The organism is Cyanobacterium sp. uoEpiScrs1 (assembly GCF_947331815.1).
Taxonomy (GTDB): Bacteria; Cyanobacteriota; Cyanobacteriia; order Cyanobacteriales; family Microcystaceae; genus Rippkaea.
This window is the reverse complement of the sequence record NZ_OX373462.1, coordinates 466,203-485,164: the sequence shown is the minus strand read 5'-3', so window position 1 is coordinate 485,164 and position 18,962 is coordinate 466,203. Positions and strand designations below refer to the sequence as shown.

The 18,962-nt window shown below is 33.2% G+C and carries 12 protein-coding genes; 3 read left to right on the top strand and 9 right to left on the bottom strand.

The features are described 5' to 3' along the window. The first annotated feature begins 510 nt into the window (after window positions 1-510). On the top strand, window positions 511-723 hold the full coding sequence (locus tag OXU93_RS01745) for a DUF2555 domain-containing protein (RefSeq protein ID WP_267384120.1): 213 nt from the start codon (window positions 511-513) through the stop codon (window positions 721-723). Between the two features lie 343 nt (window positions 724-1,066). On the opposite strand, the gene OXU93_RS01740 is transcribed toward OXU93_RS01745, so the two are convergent. The 3 genes from OXU93_RS01740 to OXU93_RS01730 all read right to left on the bottom strand — a co-directional run bounded on the left by OXU93_RS01740 (window position 1,067) and on the right by OXU93_RS01730 (window position 6,477). Next, window positions 1,067-2,056, bottom strand: coding sequence for an N-acetylmuramoyl-L-alanine amidase-like domain-containing protein (locus OXU93_RS01740; protein WP_267384119.1), 990 nt, complete (start codon window positions 2,054-2,056; stop codon window positions 1,067-1,069). 1,097 nt (window positions 2,057-3,153) lie between these two features. Beyond that, the gene (locus OXU93_RS01735) at window positions 3,154-4,680 is read right to left on the bottom strand and encodes a SagB/ThcOx family dehydrogenase (RefSeq protein ID WP_267384118.1); all 1,527 of its coding nucleotides are present in this window, start codon (window positions 4,678-4,680) and stop codon (window positions 3,154-3,156) included. 879 nt (window positions 4,681-5,559) lie between these two features. Then, a complete protein-coding gene (locus tag OXU93_RS01730; protein ID WP_267384117.1) occupies window positions 5,560-6,477 on the bottom strand; it encodes a PhzF family phenazine biosynthesis protein in 918 nt (305 codons plus the stop codon). 553 nt (window positions 6,478-7,030) lie between these two features. Here OXU93_RS01730 and ychF point away from each other — a divergent pair. Continuing rightward, on the top strand, window positions 7,031-8,122 hold the full coding sequence (ychF, locus tag OXU93_RS01725) for a redox-regulated ATPase YchF (RefSeq protein ID WP_267384116.1): 1,092 nt from the start codon (window positions 7,031-7,033) through the stop codon (window positions 8,120-8,122). Between the two features lie 889 nt (window positions 8,123-9,011). Here ychF and OXU93_RS01720 read toward each other — a convergent pair. Then, complete coding sequence (locus tag OXU93_RS01720) at window positions 9,012-10,166, bottom strand: NAD-dependent epimerase/dehydratase family protein (RefSeq protein ID WP_267384115.1); 1,155 nt, start codon at window positions 10,164-10,166, stop codon at window positions 9,012-9,014. Between the two features lie 145 nt (window positions 10,167-10,311). Then, the gene (gene accD, locus OXU93_RS01715; protein WP_267384114.1) at window positions 10,312-11,256 is read right to left on the bottom strand and encodes an acetyl-CoA carboxylase, carboxyltransferase subunit beta; all 945 of its coding nucleotides are present in this window, start codon (window positions 11,254-11,256) and stop codon (window positions 10,312-10,314) included. A 1,441-nt stretch (window positions 11,257-12,697) separates the two neighbouring features. On the opposite strand from accD, the gene hisD reads away from it, so the two are divergent. After that, window positions 12,698-14,002 (top strand): histidinol dehydrogenase, encoded by a 1,305-nt coding sequence (gene hisD / locus OXU93_RS01710; RefSeq protein ID WP_267384740.1) that lies wholly within the window; start codon window positions 12,698-12,700, stop codon window positions 14,000-14,002. A 162-nt stretch (window positions 14,003-14,164) separates the two neighbouring features. On the opposite strand, the gene OXU93_RS01705 is transcribed toward hisD, so the two are convergent. The 4 genes from OXU93_RS01705 to OXU93_RS01690 all read right to left on the bottom strand — a co-directional run bounded on the left by OXU93_RS01705 (window position 14,165) and on the right by OXU93_RS01690 (window position 18,673). Next, window positions 14,165-14,740 (bottom strand): hypothetical protein, encoded by a 576-nt coding sequence (locus OXU93_RS01705; protein WP_267384113.1) that lies wholly within the window; start codon window positions 14,738-14,740, stop codon window positions 14,165-14,167. 151 nt (window positions 14,741-14,891) lie between these two features. Further along, entirely contained in the window at window positions 14,892-16,292 is a 1,401-nt protein-coding gene (locus OXU93_RS01700; RefSeq protein WP_267384112.1) for a hypothetical protein, read from the bottom strand. Between the two features lie 1,065 nt (window positions 16,293-17,357). Then, on the bottom strand, window positions 17,358-17,957 hold the full coding sequence (locus OXU93_RS01695; protein WP_267384111.1) for an ATP-dependent Clp protease proteolytic subunit: 600 nt from the start codon (window positions 17,955-17,957) through the stop codon (window positions 17,358-17,360). Between the two features lie 38 nt (window positions 17,958-17,995). Further along, on the bottom strand, window positions 17,996-18,673 hold the full coding sequence (locus OXU93_RS01690) for an ATP-dependent Clp protease proteolytic subunit (protein WP_267384110.1): 678 nt from the start codon (window positions 18,671-18,673) through the stop codon (window positions 17,996-17,998). Window positions 18,674-18,962 lie beyond the last annotated feature (289 nt).

Here is an 18,962-nt window from a genome sequence, read left to right as displayed (position 1 = left end):
GTTAATATAAGCTACTCTAAGTACTTTTAATAAGTTTTTTATTCTATATAAAATCTTGTTATTATTTTTTGTAGGATTAGACAAGTTATATTCTACTTTAAGTTCTAAATATTTATTATTTAGAATTTGAAATTAGTTAGCTATACACTATCAATTATCTAATAATAGTAATTAAAAATTATTTAAATATTTGCTAGTACCTTAAGCGAAAGTTAATTTCTATAAATTCCTGAAACCCTATTAGAATAAGGACCCTAAGAAAAAATTAGGTATTACCTTAATCAAGGCATCAAAATTTCTGAATTGGATTTATGGGAAGATTTCTCATATCACAGTAGAATAATGGGGAACGCATAGCAAAAGTTATCAGAGCCGAGGATCATTTAGACTTCTATACCAAGTTCACAAGTGAAATTCTACTTGTTATTAGAGCTTAGAATACAGGGTTTATCCTGGCCTACACTTCGACTGCTATAAAATTCATAGTGCGGATTGATCAGGAGGTGCGGAATGACAGTTTTAAGTGCAAGGCAGTCAGACATTTCGGCGTTAACGAAAGAGGAGGTCGCGGGTTTAGCTAAGCGGTTAGAACAGGATGATTATAGTAATCCCTTTGATGCCCTAAATGATTGGCATTTACTGAGAGCGATTGCTTTTCAATGCCAAGAATTGGCTGAACCTTATCTATATCTACTCGATATTGAAGCCTACGATGAAGCCTAGTCATTTTAGATATTAATATCCTAATTTAATAGCCATCAGAGAATCTCCTGCATTACACTCGTAGTGTGGGTTTTTTATTTCTTCTTTCATTTAGTGTTACTACTTCTAATTCATTTAAAAAAGCAGAAGAAAGAATAGCCTTATACGACATAAACTATAAAGTTAAAGTTTAGTTCCTATTAATTACTTTTTGATACAAATTGTTAGCGATGTTAATCAACAATAGTATTATTTAATTGCAAAGTATAATTTTGCTATTTTTTTAACAACTAGGTTTGGTAAATACGATAGATTTCTTAAGTATTTATAAAAGTATTCAAATATTCTCTACCTATGTAGTTATTTATATTTTTTTGTTATTTCTTAATCGAATATCAATAGGTCTAGCTACTATAATTCCGACAGATTTTTTGACATTTATTACATATTTTTCTAAATCCCTAGCTATGGTAACTTCTCCAACAGGAGAAGCATGAATAAAACCAATATTTCTCTCTATAGTTTTATAAACTAAACCAGCATGAGTAACATCTAAACCATCAATATCAGTAGCAATACTAATAATATCTCCTGGTTTTAGTTTAGGATAAATTTGCTTTATTTTATTATTAGGTATATATTTTAATACTAATTTATTGATTTTGTTTTCTCTTTCTAAAATACATTGATAGTTAATTTCATTATTCGCTAAATTAGGATAAAGTTTTCGGTTTTTACTCATAAAGTAAATCTTCTTATTGAAGTTAATTCCTCCTAATTCTGCTGTAATATCTTTCACATTACCTCGTTTTTGGTTATCATTGATCCAATCAGAAAAATAATGTAGTCTACTGCAATATCCATTTATTAAACCATTAATATAACGTTGTTCTTGAAGATGCTTAGTAAAAGTTAGATATCTCTTATCATTTATAATGATATTACGGGCAATAGCTAAAACAGTTTCCACAAACAAAACACAATCAAATTTTTCGAATGAAACAAATAATTTTTCTTTCGTAAATATTTCTAACAAATCTGCTTTATAAGTTGATCCAATAAATTGTTCTGCAACTTTTTGCATGATTTCTTCTATTTTTAATTCAGATAAATTATAATTGCTTACCGAATTAATTACATTTTTAAACTGTTTTTTTAATTCAAGTTGATGAAAATTATTTTCGTATAATTGAACTGTCATCTTATTTGATTTATCAATATTATTGATTGTTATTTGCGGAATTAACATGAGAAGAGAGTCTAATATTTTTTTGTCAACAAAAGTACTTAACAAGGGCTCACTGCTTATTGACAAATACATTAAAATTGATAAAATAAAAGGATTTACTGTCACATTATTCCTCATATTTAGATTTGTTTGAAGCAACTGCCCGTCACTTATTGAACAGTAATTGCCATAGCAACAGTAATAGCATATTTTTTATGAGTTTTCAAACAATAATTAGCCGCGTTAATGATATATTTATAATACTGCGCTTGTACTATTTTACAAAAAAATTGTATGTACCTGTCTGTTTTTAATATATTTATATTTGTGGGTAATTAACCGTTTATATTACTCAATAATCGGCGAATATTTAAAGTGAAGATAGAAAGTTTAATTGCCTAAGGTTAAGTATTTTTAACTAAAATGTAAAATTTTAGTTAAAAATCACCAAATATCTTTATTTTACATGAATTAAAATCTATATCTATTGGTATTGTTATTCAGTAACGTTAAAATGTACTATATTTACTTCGTCCATAATTATCATCGTCTGATGTATCTAAATTTTAATGTTGAGTTTGCTTGGTAAATTTTTTAACTCAACTTTAGTACTCTTGCACTTTTTTAAATTATGTTGCTTTTTTAAGCTGTACTCTTTATTAAAAATAAAATACAGAAAAATTAGTTATTTTACTTCTTAATAAAGATGAGTTAATCATTAATTTCAATGTATAGATTGCTGAAACAATTTCACTATATTATCAAAATAGTGAAAGATTAAAAAATTAATATGTTTTGTGTAACGATCATAAATTATACATTTTATTAGCCAAACTTTTGTCTGAAGATTAAGTTGATTTAATTTTTATAGACTAATTGCAATAGGAAGGTTAATATTTTTGTCTGATTATATTTTTTGTTAATTGTTAATTGTCAATTATTTAGTTTTTTATTTATTAGCCTTCAATTACTATCACTATTTAACCTTTTATATTACACACACAAAGTTTATATTTTAAAAAATATAATATAAATTTTCATTAAATAAATAAGAATGAAAGTATATCAATCAAATCAAATAAGTAATAGCTTTATCTATATTTGCTAGTGAAGTATATACCGTTCACAGTCTAAATCTCTAATTTGTAGTTGAGGTAGAAACAAGAAAATGGGAGAGAAATTATCTCAATTTACATATACTTTTTCTTTCAAGATTAGTTGTTCTATTGTGCTCGTCCCAAAGTAGTAATATAAAGAACTGCTTCTTCAAGGGGGATGCTTAAGATGTCATTGACGTGATCATCAAAAAATCCTCCTATTCCACTTACCCCTAGATTTAGATAAATAGCAGCTAAATTCAGCCGTTGTCCAAGATGTCCGGCATCTAAATGTAAATAACGATAAGCACGATCACCATATTTGGCAACAGCTTTTTGAAGATCAGCTGTATGAAAAATTAAAGCCCCTGCATCCCGTCCTAGGTCTTGTCCTAGACATAAATAGTGGAGTTCACTTCGAAAGTTTTTAAAACGAATTTGTCTTAATTCTTGCGCTTGTGGCGCATAATAGTAACATCCCTCTTCCAAGCCTGTAACTCCAGAAACAGCGACAAACGTTTCTATCAACTCCAAATTAAAATAATCAGGATTGGGATCTAAATTTGTTTGTTTATAGTCTTGAGATTGATAGGTAAAATTGAGTAGAGACTTAAGTTCATCTAAAGTTATATTTTCTCCTGTATATGCGCGAGTAGATCGCCGTCTTAAAATGGTATTTTCTAAGTTAATCAGATCTTTATTCCAGTCAATGGGTGATGTTTTAGTAGTAATTTTCAAACAAAACGGAAAATTATATTTATCTTTTAAATTTGATGGATCTGAGGTGAGAGTTGAAGATGGAGATGATTCTAGGTCTCTAATTTCAGTTGCTTGGTGGAAATAAGAAAGTAATTCCCCATCTTCAATAGGCGGATAATCAGTATGAATTTCTGATGGAAAACTGGTTATTTTTGGAGGATTAAATAAAATTTGATTATTGTTAGATATATCTTGAAGGGAAATGACTGTAATGGCAGCCTCTTGATCAGGATCAAGATACAACATCTCATTTATCATCTTATCTACAAATCCTCCAATTAAATGAGGACGATATTGATTGATGGCACAGCTCAATTCAATATTACCTAATAAATGCCCTATATCTATCATTATTCTACGATAGGCTCGATCTTCATATCGCCAAGCTGAACGCTCAAAAATCGCTGTTGTAATGATAGCTAGTTGGGCCTCTTGTAATGTTATATCCTCAAAACAAGCCTCTTTCAAATCAGACCAAACATCACTTTCCCAAAAGTGAATAAGGGAGTGTGTTTTAGATTGATAATGATATAAACCTGAGGGCAGTAAAGAAGTCCCCTGGGAAATTAGATAGACTTCCGCCGGGTATAGTCCTCCAGCTGAGGGGGCGGTTCTTAAATATAAAGGGGTCCCCATGATAACAAGTCTAGCTGTCAAACCATAACTACAAGCTAGTAAACGAGATAAACGCCGCCATTGTTTAGTGAGTTTATCTTGGGGGAATTTTTTTGATAAATAAGTGGTAAGGTCATAAGTTTTACCGACCTTATATTGTTTAAAAACTGAGGGTTGTTTTGACCAATCTAGTTCTTTATTTTTAATGGTGATAGTTTCAGGATGGTATTTAGTCCGTTCGTGATAATGAGTAGCGATCGATATTGGCTGATCTGACATAAGATAAAATTGTTAAATCAATGGCACTCTAAGTTCAATTTTAAACCTTATTTTTTGCAGTATCATCCAGTATCAAAATATTAACTTTTGATACTGGATGATACTCTCGATCAAAGAAAACCGGGATTTATGACCAGGATAATCCTATATTAATCTGGTTAACAACATCTTTTTTTCTGAATCATTTTGTATATTATTTATTCAGATGTTAAATTAAATAGGTATTATTTTTTATGTTCTCTGTCTAAAGTTTATCTTAATAAAATTACTTATATACAACATATAAAAACGCATAAAACCGTTAATCGAAAAGTTGAAAATAAAAAAAGAAACTATAAGAATATCATATGTTGATGATGGTAAAAACTTACCATGTCAATAATTTTTATTCTCATAACAATAATACTAATTGTAGATCTACAATTAGTATCGGATATAAATCATACGGGATATATCAATAAACCACAAAAATAATTATTCTAGTTTGAGATAAGATCTTATAAAGAGATAAAAATTATACTAAGAAATAGTATATCTACTTTATAAAGTTTGTAAAAATCAAGTTGATGTATTAATTTGCATTTTTCTATCTAAAAAAAAATATTATGTGTATATAAAAAATACAAATTATTTTTTATTTATTAAGGAGTAAAATACTAATAGTTATTGGTATTTTTAAAAAAAATAAAGTTAAAATATGTTTCCTATTCCTTCGATAATACTAAAAATTACATCAACTTGATATATCTTGACTTAATGTTTAATTTGGAAACCGTTTTATTCAATGCATTTTGAGTGTTGTCTAATTGCCTATATGAGATTATCACGTATTTAGCTGTGATTTCGAAGAGAAAATATTATTTACTCTCAAATCATACTTTAGAGCTCGGGAATCTCCATTGAGCCTTCACTGACTAATACTGACGATCCCCCAACCCAAATCTCTCTGACTTTCCCTCGTTTTTTTTTTGCAATTATCTTCAAGATACTCGGTCTACCCATCTCAAAACCCTGTTCAACTGTCCAATTAAAGGTTGCATCGGAAATCTCCTCTTGTATAGTCAAATAGTTTCCTAGAGCTATTGCTGCCGATCCGGTGGCGGGATCTTCCAAAATTCCCATGGAAGGAGCAAACATGCGTGCTCGTAGATCTGACTCTTCCCTTTCAGGCTCAAAACAAAAAACGTAGATAGAGGGCGCCCAATGATTCGCTAAAATATGTTTCCAACACTCATGGTTAAATTGAATATTTCCTAATGCTTCTCGGTTATGAAGGGGAACAAATAAAAAAGGAACTCCACAAGAGACTCCTTGGACAAAAAATTTATCGCTTCTAAAATCAGTGATTTTTAATCCTAAAATTGATGCTAATTCTAACGCTGAGGGAGAATTATTGTTAAATACTGGAGATTGGATAGCCTTTAATTCTACATAAACTGGTTTTCCTTTTTCAATTGTAATTGAAACTGGGACTAATCCTATTGTTTCTTCGAAGAAAATAGTCTGCTTTTCTTCAAAAATAGAGATATCTCCAATTAAGCTTAAAATATAGGCAGCTCCTATCGTCGGATGACCAGCAAAATGAAGTTCAGTTACAGGAGTAAAAATCCTTAAATTTCTTGTTCCTTGGGTAGTTTGGGGAGGAAAAACAAAGACTGTTTCTGAAAATTTGAATTCAGCAGCAATTTTTTGCATTTGTTTAGTCGTTAATCCTTGAGAATTTGGAAAAACAGCTAACTGATTCCCCCCAAAGATTTGATCAGTAAACACATCAGCTGTATAAAATGTATACTTCATATGAATTTAATTATTTTTGTTTTATTATACTAATTGATATAAATTTATCTGTTTAAGCATTGTCTGAATAATAAAACTTAATCCAATCTATTATAGAAAATATTTTCGATTTTTTCTATACTTTAAGTAGTGACAAAGTAGTTAAAACTCCCCAGATTTAATTCAATGCCATTTACAAAATATTTTATATTAACTCACATAATAATTTGTATTTTTTTAAAAAATATTTATTTCAATGACAAGCCAGAATATTTTAAACAAAATTAATAAATTATTCTTTGTGATCTATAGAAAATATTTTTTTAATAACTAACTATGATTCAATGCTTCTAAAATTGTTTCAATAAGCTCTTAATTTACTTTTATTGGTTTCCAAAAAATCCTAATAGTTTATTTGGTATTTAAATAAACTATTAATATTATCAATTCATCGGTTGTTATTTACAAACAAGAAATAACAACCGATGAACATCATAATGATCGTTATGATCGTTTTTTCTGTTATAAGCAGATATAATCGTTCAAGAGATTATTTTAGATTAGTAATTAATTTATGTTAAAAGCTGGAATTGTAGGACTTCCGAATGTTGGTAAGTCAACTCTATTTAACGCCTTAGTCGCTAATGCTAAAGCAGATGCAGCTAATTTCCCTTTTTGTACTATCGAACCGAATATAGGAGTCGTCGCGGTTCCTGATGAACGTTTGGAAGTACTAGGAAAGTTATCTAACTCTGAAAAAATTGTCCCTACCCGAATTGAATTTGTAGATATTGCCGGTTTGGTAAAAGGTGCGAGTAAAGGGGAAGGTTTAGGAAACCAATTCCTAGCTAATATAAGAGAAGTAGATGCTATTGTTCATGTAGTTCGTTGTTTTGATGATAACGATATTATCCATGTATCTGGCTCAGTTGAGCCTACTAGAGATATTGAAGTCATTAACTTAGAACTAGCTTTAGCAGACTTATATCAAACAGAAAAGCGCTTAGAACGAGTTCGAAAACAAGTTAAAGGGAAGAAAGAGGGACACGAAGAAATACCTGTCTTAGAGAAAATTATTGCCGCACTTAATGAATCAATTGGAGCACGTCACGTCGACTTAACAGAAGAAGAGGAAGAGTTAATTAAATCTTTGGGATTATTAACAAAAAAGCCAATTATTTACGCTGCCAATGTTTCAGAGGAGGATCTAGCAATGGGGAATGACTGGGTTAAGCAGGTTGAAAAAAAAGCACAAGAGCAAAATGCAAAAGTTGTCATTGTTTCTGCTCAGGTAGAATCGGAATTAGTAGAAATCCTTAGTGAAGAAAGAGCCGACTATTTAGAATCATTAGGAGTCACAGAAGGTGGATTGCAGTCTTTAGTCAAAGCCACCTATGAGTTATTAAAACTACGAACTTATTTAACTACAGGACCACAAGAAACTCGTGCTTGGACAATTCACGCTGGGATGAAAGCACCCCAAGCAGCAGGAGTTATTCATACTGATTTTGAAAAAGGATTTATTCGAGCTGAAACGGTGGCTTACAATGACCTAGTAGCCAGTGGAACTATGAGTGCAGCAAAAGAAAAAGGGTTAGTTCGTAGTGAGGGGAAAGAATATGAAGTTAAAGAAGGAGATGTTTTATTATTCAGGTTTAATGTTTAATTATGAAATTGAAGAAAGATAATAGTCATTTTTAGACTAAATAGGTAATCCTATAATTTCCTGGAGATTAGGTTTAAATGACGATATTCAGGTAATTAAATCTTATAAATATACTCTTACAGGAGAGATAAATCGCAATGAAATGAAAATATAAGCCTCCAATCGGTAGAGAATAAAAAATATGAGTAAATGGCGTGTAATTTTTGAAAAATATAAATAGCGTACCCCAGAATGTGGTGTTCAAAATTGTTAAAGTCTACCTTTTCTAGCTCTTTTTAGAATCTTACATACTCTGATGAAAGTTAATTTAATTATTGTGTTTTTTTAATAAAATTATATAATTGTTATCAATCATATAATATGAGTTCCTTTCTTCTATTTTTAGAAAAATGTATTTGGTAATTGTTATTGTAGTTATATTTTCTGATATGTTAATCTAACATACAATTTCTTTAACTTTTTATCTTCTTGTGTACAGACAATTTATGCTTTTTTATTCTCATCTCATAGATAATTTATAGTTATCAGTCATTATTAATAAAGCTAATGTTTCTTGATCACTCTTTTCTCTTTTAGATTTCCTTAAAATTACTTAAATTTATAAGCTACTTTTCACAACTAAATCAAATTTTCTCGTTTACTAGAAATCCTACCGAGAGTATCCACGACTTAACTTTATCAAAGTTCTTGTAGACTGCGTCACGAAGTCTCTAGAAATATATAATACTACAAACAGCTCACTTAAGTGACTATAAAATAAAGTAGATCAAGATACCTAAAGACAAATAAGAATAAATATTACATTGTATATTTAGAAAACTTAATTTATGTTATGACCCCATAAGGTGGGCGATGCCTACCTTATGGGTGCTTATTTAATCAATTGCCCTTATTTTCTATGCCAAGATACCCTGGGCAATATTTGTTCTTTATCAACCCGACCCTTATACTTCTGAGCAAAGTTCAGCAAAGAATCTAAGAGAGAATCAGATAAGTAATGGGGTTGCAATCCAAGATCGAGTAAATTAGTATTTTTAGCGTTGAAATAGTGTTCTTCTAATTCGACTCTGGGGTTTTCTAAGTTATTAATCTCTACATTTAACCCTAAGGAACTACCTGCTTTTTTAACCATTAAAGCTAAGTCTTTAATACTGAATAATTCAGTAAATTGGTTAAAGACTCGAAACTGACCAGCATCAGCAGGATTAGAGATTGCAATTTCGACACAGCGTACTGTGTCTCGAATATCCAAAAACCCTCTGGTTTGTCCTCCCTTTCCATAAACGGTTAAAGGATGACCTATAGCTGCTTGTATACAGAAACGGTTCAACGCTGTTCCAAATACTCCATCGTAATCAAGGCGGTTAATGAATATCTCATCCATCCCCGTCTCATCAGTAAGAACGCCGTAAACCACCCCTTGATTCAAATCGGTCGCCCTTAAGCCCCAAATTTTACAGGCAAAGTGAATATTGTGGCTATCGTGGACCTTACTTAAATGATAGAAACTACCAGGCTGTTTGGGATAGGGTAGTGTATCCTTGCGTCCATTATGTTCGACAGTAATATACCCTTCTTCAATATCGATGTTCGGGGTTCCATATTCTCCCATAGTTCCCAATTTGACGAGATGACATTCGGGAAAGTCTTCTTTTATTGCGTAGAGGATATTTAATGTCCCTACTACATTGTTCACTTGGGTAAAAACTGCATGTTCACGATCAATCATCGAATAAGGGGCTGATCGCTGTTCTCCAAAATGAATGATCGCCTCTGGTTCAAACTGGCGTATAGTTCTACTCAGGAAACCATAATCAGTAATGTCGCCCACAAATAGATCAATGCCATTCCCTGTCAAATCCTTCCAGTGTTGGATACGCTTTTGAATCGGGGTAATGGGAGTCAAGGTATCTACCCCTAATTTACTATCCCAATATCGCCGACTTAAATTATCGAGAATTCCAATCTCATATCCTTTGTTGGAAAGATATAATGCGGTTGCCCAACCGCAGTAACCGTCGCCGCCAATAACCAGAACTTTCATACTGACTCAATAAATTATTTTGCCAATTTTCGGTAAAAATACCAGATCTTGATGCTTTCTAGACCATTTGATCTTGATAATTTGTGCCTGATACAACAGTTTACCATCTTCTTTGAAGAGTGTTCTTATAGATTGTGTTCATTTCCTAGGAAATTTGTTTTCCATCAACTTTTAGTAACAGCTCTGGTTCTGGGTGTAATGTTTCCCTTTTTAAGGGAGGAAGAACACGGAAAAAAGGCTGATGAAGACTGATTAACTGAGCTAAAACTTTCTTTAATTGAGTACGGTGGATAATCGCATCAACAAAGCCATGTTTCAGCAAATATTCTGAGGTTTGAAAGCCTTCAGGGAGTTTTTCTCGTAAGGTCTGTTCAATAACTCGTCGTCCAGCAAAGCCAATAGTTGCTTTAGGTTCAGCTAGAATAACATCCCCTAACATAGCAAAACTGGCTGTCACACCTCCAGTGGTAGGATGGGTCAACACAGGAACGTATAATAACTGCTTATCCCGATGTAATGCTAAGGCTCCAGAAATTTTTGCCATCTGCATCAAACTTAACATTCCCTCTTGCATCCGTGCTCCTCCCGAAGCGCAGATAATAACAACAGGTAATCGTTCCTGGGTGGCATACTCAACCAAACGACAAAGTTTTTCCCCAACCACTGATCCCATACTTCCTCCCATAAATCGAAAATCCATTACGCCAAGAGCTAAAGGTAAACCATCGACTAATCCTGTTCCTGTTTGTACTGCATCAATTAGTCCTGTTTTTTCCTGAGTATCTTTGAGTCGATCACAATAGGGTTTACGATCAAAGAACTTTAAGGGATCAGTGGGTCTTAGATTTTCATTGAGAGGTTTCCAGGTTTCATCATCAATTAACTGAGCAATCCGTTCATCACTGTTTACCCGCATATGATGACCACACTCAGCACAAACGAGTTGATTGGCTTGAAGATCTTTCGTATAAGTAAGGACATCACAGGCAACACATTTAGTCCACAATCCATCGGCAATTTCCCGTTCTTGTGTTTTTTGAATAATGGGTTCAGATTTTTCTCGGTTAGCAAACCAGTCTAATAGAGACATATAAATTTCAATAATTAAATTAACTGATAAAGTTGTGATCCACCGTAGATTTAATCTTCTTCAGGTAAACTTAATAATAACAAAGCCGCCCGCCAATTAGGAGGATGAACTTATAGAATAGTTTGATAACCCTAGTTACAGTGGACTTCAATATCAACGTCAATTACACGGCTTGATGTATCATACATGACGAACATTTGCTCCACATAACTCTAACAGCATTAACTTAAGTTTCCCAATAAAACCTAACAATCCCTACTGTAATTAAAAATACAGAGCTCATTTTATCCGGATTCATCAGTCTTTAGAAGTTAATCTTTAACTTCAAATAATAAGTAGTTGGATATAGATGATAAACGATACTTACATTAACTTGGCTTGAACAAAGTCTACAAACACTGTCTCTTTTTATTTAATTGCACAGAATATTTGAAATTATTCTATTTATTCTAGTTTATTTTATTAACAGATTGTTATACAAACCTTTTTGAAAACTATTTCTCTAAAATAAAACTTTTACCTATTTTTTATTTTACCAAATGTAATATTAACTATGTATTAGAAATACATAGTTAATATTACATTTGGTACTAAAATCACTTAAAGTTAAAATATAAACCTTGCTTATTGATAGTAGTAAATACTTTTTGGTTAATTGTGCTTTTTTATGTCTTATTCTAAATTTTTCTTGGCAAAAAATAATATTGGACACGACATTAATTGTTTGTAATATATACTATTTATATTCTGTAAAATTTTAAAACTGCTTAACCCTATTAACCCTATATTTTAAATTGATCTATAACATTAACAAAATAGACAAAAAATAATCAAAAATTGCACTCAAAAGCTTAAGCAAATAATGATACAAATAAAAGTATTAAGTTTAAAATAATTGGCAATTAATACAGTTTTTATTATTAGATAGCAAGAAGGTTTTTATTGTATAAACAAGAAAATTTACACGAATAATATGATAATTAAAAGTAAAAAAATAGCTTATATTGATTGAATGTTTTAAAATTACCATAAGGGCAGAGTTATTAACTAGCTACTTAAAATTTAACCCCCCATATCTATTAAGCAAAGCTGGAAAAAATCAACCATATATTAGTCTAGTTACGGCTTTTACTAACGGATAATGTGTATACTATATAAGTATTATTCTAACAAGAATGAATCAATAGTTTGAATTATTGATTCATTTTACAATGAAATAGGGTGTGAATTTTAAAAATCCTTCTAGCAAAAGATAAATAATAACGTTGAGAAGATTATTAATATTAAGTCTTAAAAACTCAAATAAACAAGATAACATCGGATAGCCTAATCTGTTACTTATCTACATTTTCTATAAAACAAAGACCAGTATTATCTCTTAGCACTAGATATAATCAGAGCTTATAATGAAGAGATGACGCAACATTTAGGAGTAGCGATCATGGTCAGAATTCTTAAACTTGCTCAATTAAGCACCGAAGAACTTACTGCTCTGCACCGACGAGCGGAAGTTGATGTCGATCAAATGCTACCCATTGCTAGGCAGATAATTGACGCGATAGTTCAAACTGGAGATGCTGGAGTTATTAAATATGCTCGTAAGTTCGATTATCCCGAAGCATCAGCTGACAATATTAAGGTAACAGAAGCAGAATTTGCTCAAGCAAAGAGGTTAATTGAGCCAGAGGTTAAAATTGCTATTGAACAGTCGTTTCGTAATATTAGAGCTGTTCATCAAGGGCAAATGCCAGAATCTATACATCTAGCTGAAATTGATAACGGCATTTTTGCTGGAGAAAAAATTACTCCCATTCCTAGGGTAGGATTATATGTTCCTAGGGGTCGTGGAGCGTTTCCCTCAATTATGTTAATGTTGACTATTCCAGCGATGGTAGCAGGGGTAGGAAAGATTGTAGTTTGTACTCCTCCTGATAAACGGGGAAATATAGAACCCATTTCTTTATTGGTGGCTGAAATGGCTGGTGTCAAGGATATTTATAAGCTTGGTGGAATTCAAGCTTTGGGAGCAATTGCCTTGGGAACTGAGAATGTTCCTAAAGTTGATAAACTTATTGGTCCGTGCAGCGTCTACGGAGCGGCTGCTAAACGAATTTTAGCTGGTAAAGTAGATGTGGGACTTCCTGCAGGTCCTAGTGAAAGTATTATCTTAGCTGATGAAACTACTGATCCTCAATTAGCCGCTGTGGATTTATTAATTGAGGCTGAACATGGTTCAGACTCAGCAGCATTATTGGTTACCCATAGTGAAATGGTTGCCCAAAAAGCACAGGAATTTGCTTTAAAATATCTCAGAGAACTACCTCAATGGCGCAGAGAATTTTGTCAAGATGGGTTAGCTGCTTATGGCGGTATTTTGTTAACTTCGAGTTTAGAAGAATCAATTCAGTTTATTAATGATTATGCTCCCGAACATTTAGAAGTACTGGTAGCAGATCCCATTAGTTTACTTGGAAAAATTAATAATGCTGGGGAAATCTTATTAGGAAAACATACTCCATCTTCGGCGGCTACTTATGCCATTGGGGTTAATGCCGTATTACCAACAGGAAGCTTTGCCCGGTCTTATTCGGCTGTATCCGTCTTTGACTTTCTAAAACGCTCGACAGTAGCTTATTTAACGCCCGAAGGTTTTGACAATATCAAACACACAGCCAAAACTTTAGCTAATTATGAAGAGTTTCCAGCTCATAGAATAGCGATTGAAGAACGAGAAAACCTATTATAGGTTTTCTCGTTCCAGAAAACTTGGAAACTTAAAGTACACTCGTATCGTCTACAAAATAATAACGTTACCCGATCTTATCTTGATAGAGTAACGCTATTGATTGTAGTACAGTTATGTTGTGCTCTTGTCACCAAATACTCTAACTTCCGTCAGGGCAAATCTTTACCACATACCCCGAACAGGAGCCGTTTCTACCGGTTCGATTACAGCATTACTAGGCGCTAAAGGAGGTAAGCTGACGTCAGGACGATCCCAATCAATGTCGGTCCTTTCAATGAGGGCCACTTCTCTCAAGTCTAGACGAGAAACCCATGCAGGCATGGCATAATCATAGAGCAAATCGAATTCCTCTACATCCTCACTGAGGATAACCCATTTGTTGTCAACTATTTTCATGATCACGTCAGAGCCTGCAACCAAAGTTGGCCAGCGCTTAGGGAGACGAGTAGTGATGCGCCATACCTCATCATTTCCGATTTGAACATAGGGAGGAGATATGGTTTGAACTTGAGCTACATCACCAGTTACACCTCTGATACGTCCAATGGCATAGTCTTCAAACTTGAACTTAACCCAATCCTGTTGATAGACTTCGATAGGATCTTCTAGTTCATGGCCGCGCAACTGACTGATCAAAACTTCGCCGTTAGTGGGTTCTGCTTGCACAGGAGCAATGGATAAAGCTGACATGGCAGCCACTGCTAACCCTGCTAATAGATGAGACTGTTTAAAAAACACGATAACCTCACTCCAACTGAATTTTATGGGCAAATTATCCGTAGACGCCTATCAGCATAATTCAGTTCCTTAGGGTAGACCTCAAAATTTAAAGATAAATTTATAAATCTTTAGTATTAATTCTTACATTACCTGATAGATTATTTAATCTTTAAGAATTTACTTTATTTATTAGGTTTTCCAACCATTGAGAGATGTGGTAATTAGCCTGCCTAAAGGAAGTTGAGACACTGCTACCCCATTGAGAGATTAAATCATTAACTTGTTCGAAAAAAGTTGAGACACTGTTACCCCATTGGTGCATTCTCTCTAGAGAGAATATCCTATCAGAGGAGGTCTGAGTGACTTTTTTTTGAGAGTCCAAAGATTTGTTTTCAATAGTTTTCTCCTCTTCAATGTTTGTTTCCTGAGTGTATGATAGCTTAGTTTTTCCGGGGGAAACTTCAGATATCTCTCCCGGTGCTTCAGACATAGCAGCGGGGTAGTCGGGAATTGTCGTAATTTTTTCTAAAGTTGATGGAGGCTCTTCGTCCGAAGGTGTGATCTCTTTGTTATAAGGCTCTATATCGTGTATGAGAGCTTCTTTTACTAGAGAGGTCGGGGGGACTTTAGCTTTATAATCAGGATGAACAATAGACTGGGCAAGTTCAGCTGAGAGTTCTCCTCGAACTAGTTTAGATAAAGTATCTTGACCGTTAGGCTTATAAGTAATGAGTCGAACTGTATTATTGAAGGCATTATTAATTATATTTCCTTGTTCGTCAATAAATTCTAATTGGAGCCAGTTTGTTCCTTCCTCAAATCCTTGAAGATAAATAGATTTCCATGTATCAACAAAAAAACTTTCCCCATTAATGGTAACCTTAATACGCCAGTCAGCCACTTCATCATTGGCACTTTCTTGTGCTACTAAATGTAACGGGGCATTCGTTAAGTAAAAATCTAACATAATTGGTTGTGCGCCATAAATTCCACTAGGGCGGCTGTATGTGAGAAGGGGAAGAGACATGTCTGGAGCGTTGTTTTCCGTTTTGGTCAGAACATAAAATGTAGTTTGATCATAGGCACCATCGTTTTTAAAGCTTTCATGCCAAGGTTTAGAGGCAAACACCCGCAGTGTATGGGTTCCTGGAGTTAAGTTCTCTAAAATAATTGGTTCATCGAGACTGTAAATTGCCTGATAAGGTTCATTGTCAAGAATCAGGTGAAGATGAGGACCAAGTCCTAAGTTGGGATCTTTGAATAGAGGATAGTCCTTCACCTCTAGTTTGACAACAACGCTAGGTTTAGAAAAAACATGATCATTTCCAGGGCTAACAATGTCAACTTGTGGCTGATATTGATCTAGATTATTGTCCAATTCTTGGATGATGGATGGAGGAGCTACTTCTGCCAGTTTGTTGGTAATAATAGCTTCAGGAAGCGATTCTAATAAAGATCGGGATGTTTCTAGGCGATCTTTACAACCGAATAATCCCCAACTAAGAGAGAGTATAAGAAATGATAGACAAACAGACTTGATGAGTCGTGATCGCATTTTTAAGCAAAACACAAGGGTTTTCTCCTTAAACTATGGCAGTCCGTCCATTGGGACTTAAGATCATATTTTCTCGTACAATTCAGACACACACAACATCAGTGGGCAGATGATAACTCGGTTTTGATTTTAACCCTAAAGTTTGGTCTTAATACAAATTTTGGCCTGTCCTGTGGGCGTTGTGACTTTGGTAGTTTAACTATGGTACTTTATTTGCCATATAGTAGGGATTAAAACTGGATTATATCTAAAAGTATTAATGGTGACTAAAAACATAGAACAAAATAATTTGCGATACTTAACTAGAGAAACAAAAGCGTTATGTTAACGTTTATAGTCAAGTGGTTGCTGCCATCACGGTGATAAAATATAAATTAATTTATATTTAAAGTCTAAAAACCTAATTTGTTAATCATTAATTTGTGAAAAATATTTAAAATAACTACTTAAAACATAAACTTTTATTCAAATAAAAAAACAAAAAGTATATTATTGTCGATTTGCATAATTTTTGTAGCAAAAAAAAGAAGCTGAGTTTAATTAGGGAGTCAATAACTATTTTTAAAATTTATAATGAATAATAGGAATAAAAAACATATTAATTGACAATTAACAGATATAAATTTAAGAATTTAATAATTTGACACAGCTGTGTTATTGGATAGTTTAATCTAGGTTATTTTAAACTCTATTAAAATAAAAAATAATTTCTCAGTAAATATTTTATATCTTCTTTTTTTTAGTTCTTTTATAGTCTCTTCTCAGAGGTTCCCAGTATCTTTTTATTACTCACTTACATAACTTATCTAGCAATTGCTATCCTAACTGTCGTTTCCAAAAATTTTACCTACTCTAAATTTTCTTTAACTTTCTACCCTTCTAGATTTAGATATCGTAGCTTCTACTCCTATTCTAAAGGTCATTGTAGATAGATTTTTCTAACTCCTTTTTTACTTCACACTTATTCAATCTCACCGAATTTGACTTAGATATTGAAAAAATACTATTTTTGAACCTCGATGTCCCCCAAAATAGTAGCTATTATGAGGGAACAGAATAATGACAAACGTAACCAATTAACTAAACCGTACGCTCATCAATAACTTTATCAATCAGACCATATCCTTTAGCCTCTTCTGCCGACATATAATAATCTCGGTCTGTATCTTTCTCTATTTTCTCAAGAGTTTGTTGAGTTTCATCTGCTAAAATTTGATTTAGTTGACGGCGAATTCGCAAGATTTCATTAGCTTCAATTTCAATGTCTGTGGCTTGTCGTCTTCCTGTTCCACCCATAGGTTGGTGTATCATAATACGAGCATGGGGAAGAGCTAAACGTTTTCCTGGAGTTCCGGAAGCCAATAAAAATGCTCCCATCGAGGCGGCTAACCCAACACAAATAGTAATTACATCAGATTTAATGTACTTCATTGTGTCGTAAATAGCCATTCCTGCAGTGACAGAACCACCAGGAGAGTTGATATACAAATAAATTGGTTTACCAGGATCTTCTGAATCGAGGTATAACAAAAAGGCTACAATACGATTCGCTAAACTGTCAGTCACTTCCTGACCGAGAAAAATAATTCTTTCCTGACTCAAACGGGTGTAAATGTCAATCCATCGTTCGTATTGACTACCAGGAAGACGATATGGAACACTAGGAACACCAAGAGGCATAAGCGATTAATTCAAAGGTAAAGGTGAACAACAATTAACTAAATAGTAGTTAATTGTTTAGGCAATTCTTTGGAGCTTTCTAAGACCCGATCAATCAAGCCATATTCTTTAGCGGCTTCAGGAGTCAAATAGAAAGTGCGGTCAGTATCCTTAGCGATTTTTTCTATAGGTTGTCCCGTATTCTTAGAGAGAATCTCTAACATGGTTTGTTTGTTAGATAATACTTCTTTTGCCCGAATTTGTATATCGGTAGCTTGGCCCCTAGCTCCTGATCGGTTTTGATTGAGAACAATGGTAGAGTGAGGAAGACTTGCTCTACAACCTTTAGTTCCTGCTGAGAGGATCATCGCTGCCGTTCCCATGGCCTGCCCAATACAAATGGTGTGGATGGGCGGTTTAACATAACTCATAGTATCGCAAATGGCAAAGGCTTCTGTTTCAAAACCAATAGCGTCTCCGGTATACCAAGAAGTACCTGTGGAGTTAATGTAAAAATAAATGGGCTTGTCTGGATCATCAAACTGTAAATACAATAGTTGAGCGATAATCAATTGAGTAACATCAATCCCGACTTGTTGTTTTACATCATCGGAAGAAAATAAAGGCATTCCCAGATAAATAATACGTTCTTTTAGTATTAAGGATTCTAAATCTGGGGGAGGTGTTCGGAAATTAATCTCTCCGTAGTAAGCAGATTGAACGGCTTTGATCTCCATTGGTCAATTATTAGTTTTGTCTGTTAGTAGTCCCACTGCCTGGGATACATAACACCACCCATGAAGACTAGGGAGTGGCTAAAAATGATAAACTTGCGTATAAATCCAAGCCTTTTGCCCTTTGCCTGACCCGTAGTAGTGTTATGGCTTTCGCCTCTGATTCTAACTCACTTCAAGTATAGACCGTTGTTGAACCCATCTGATTTTTAGAATATTTAGTTCGAAAACCAGATAAGTTCAAAAAATATAAATTATAATTACTTCTATAAAAATTTTACAGATTAATTTA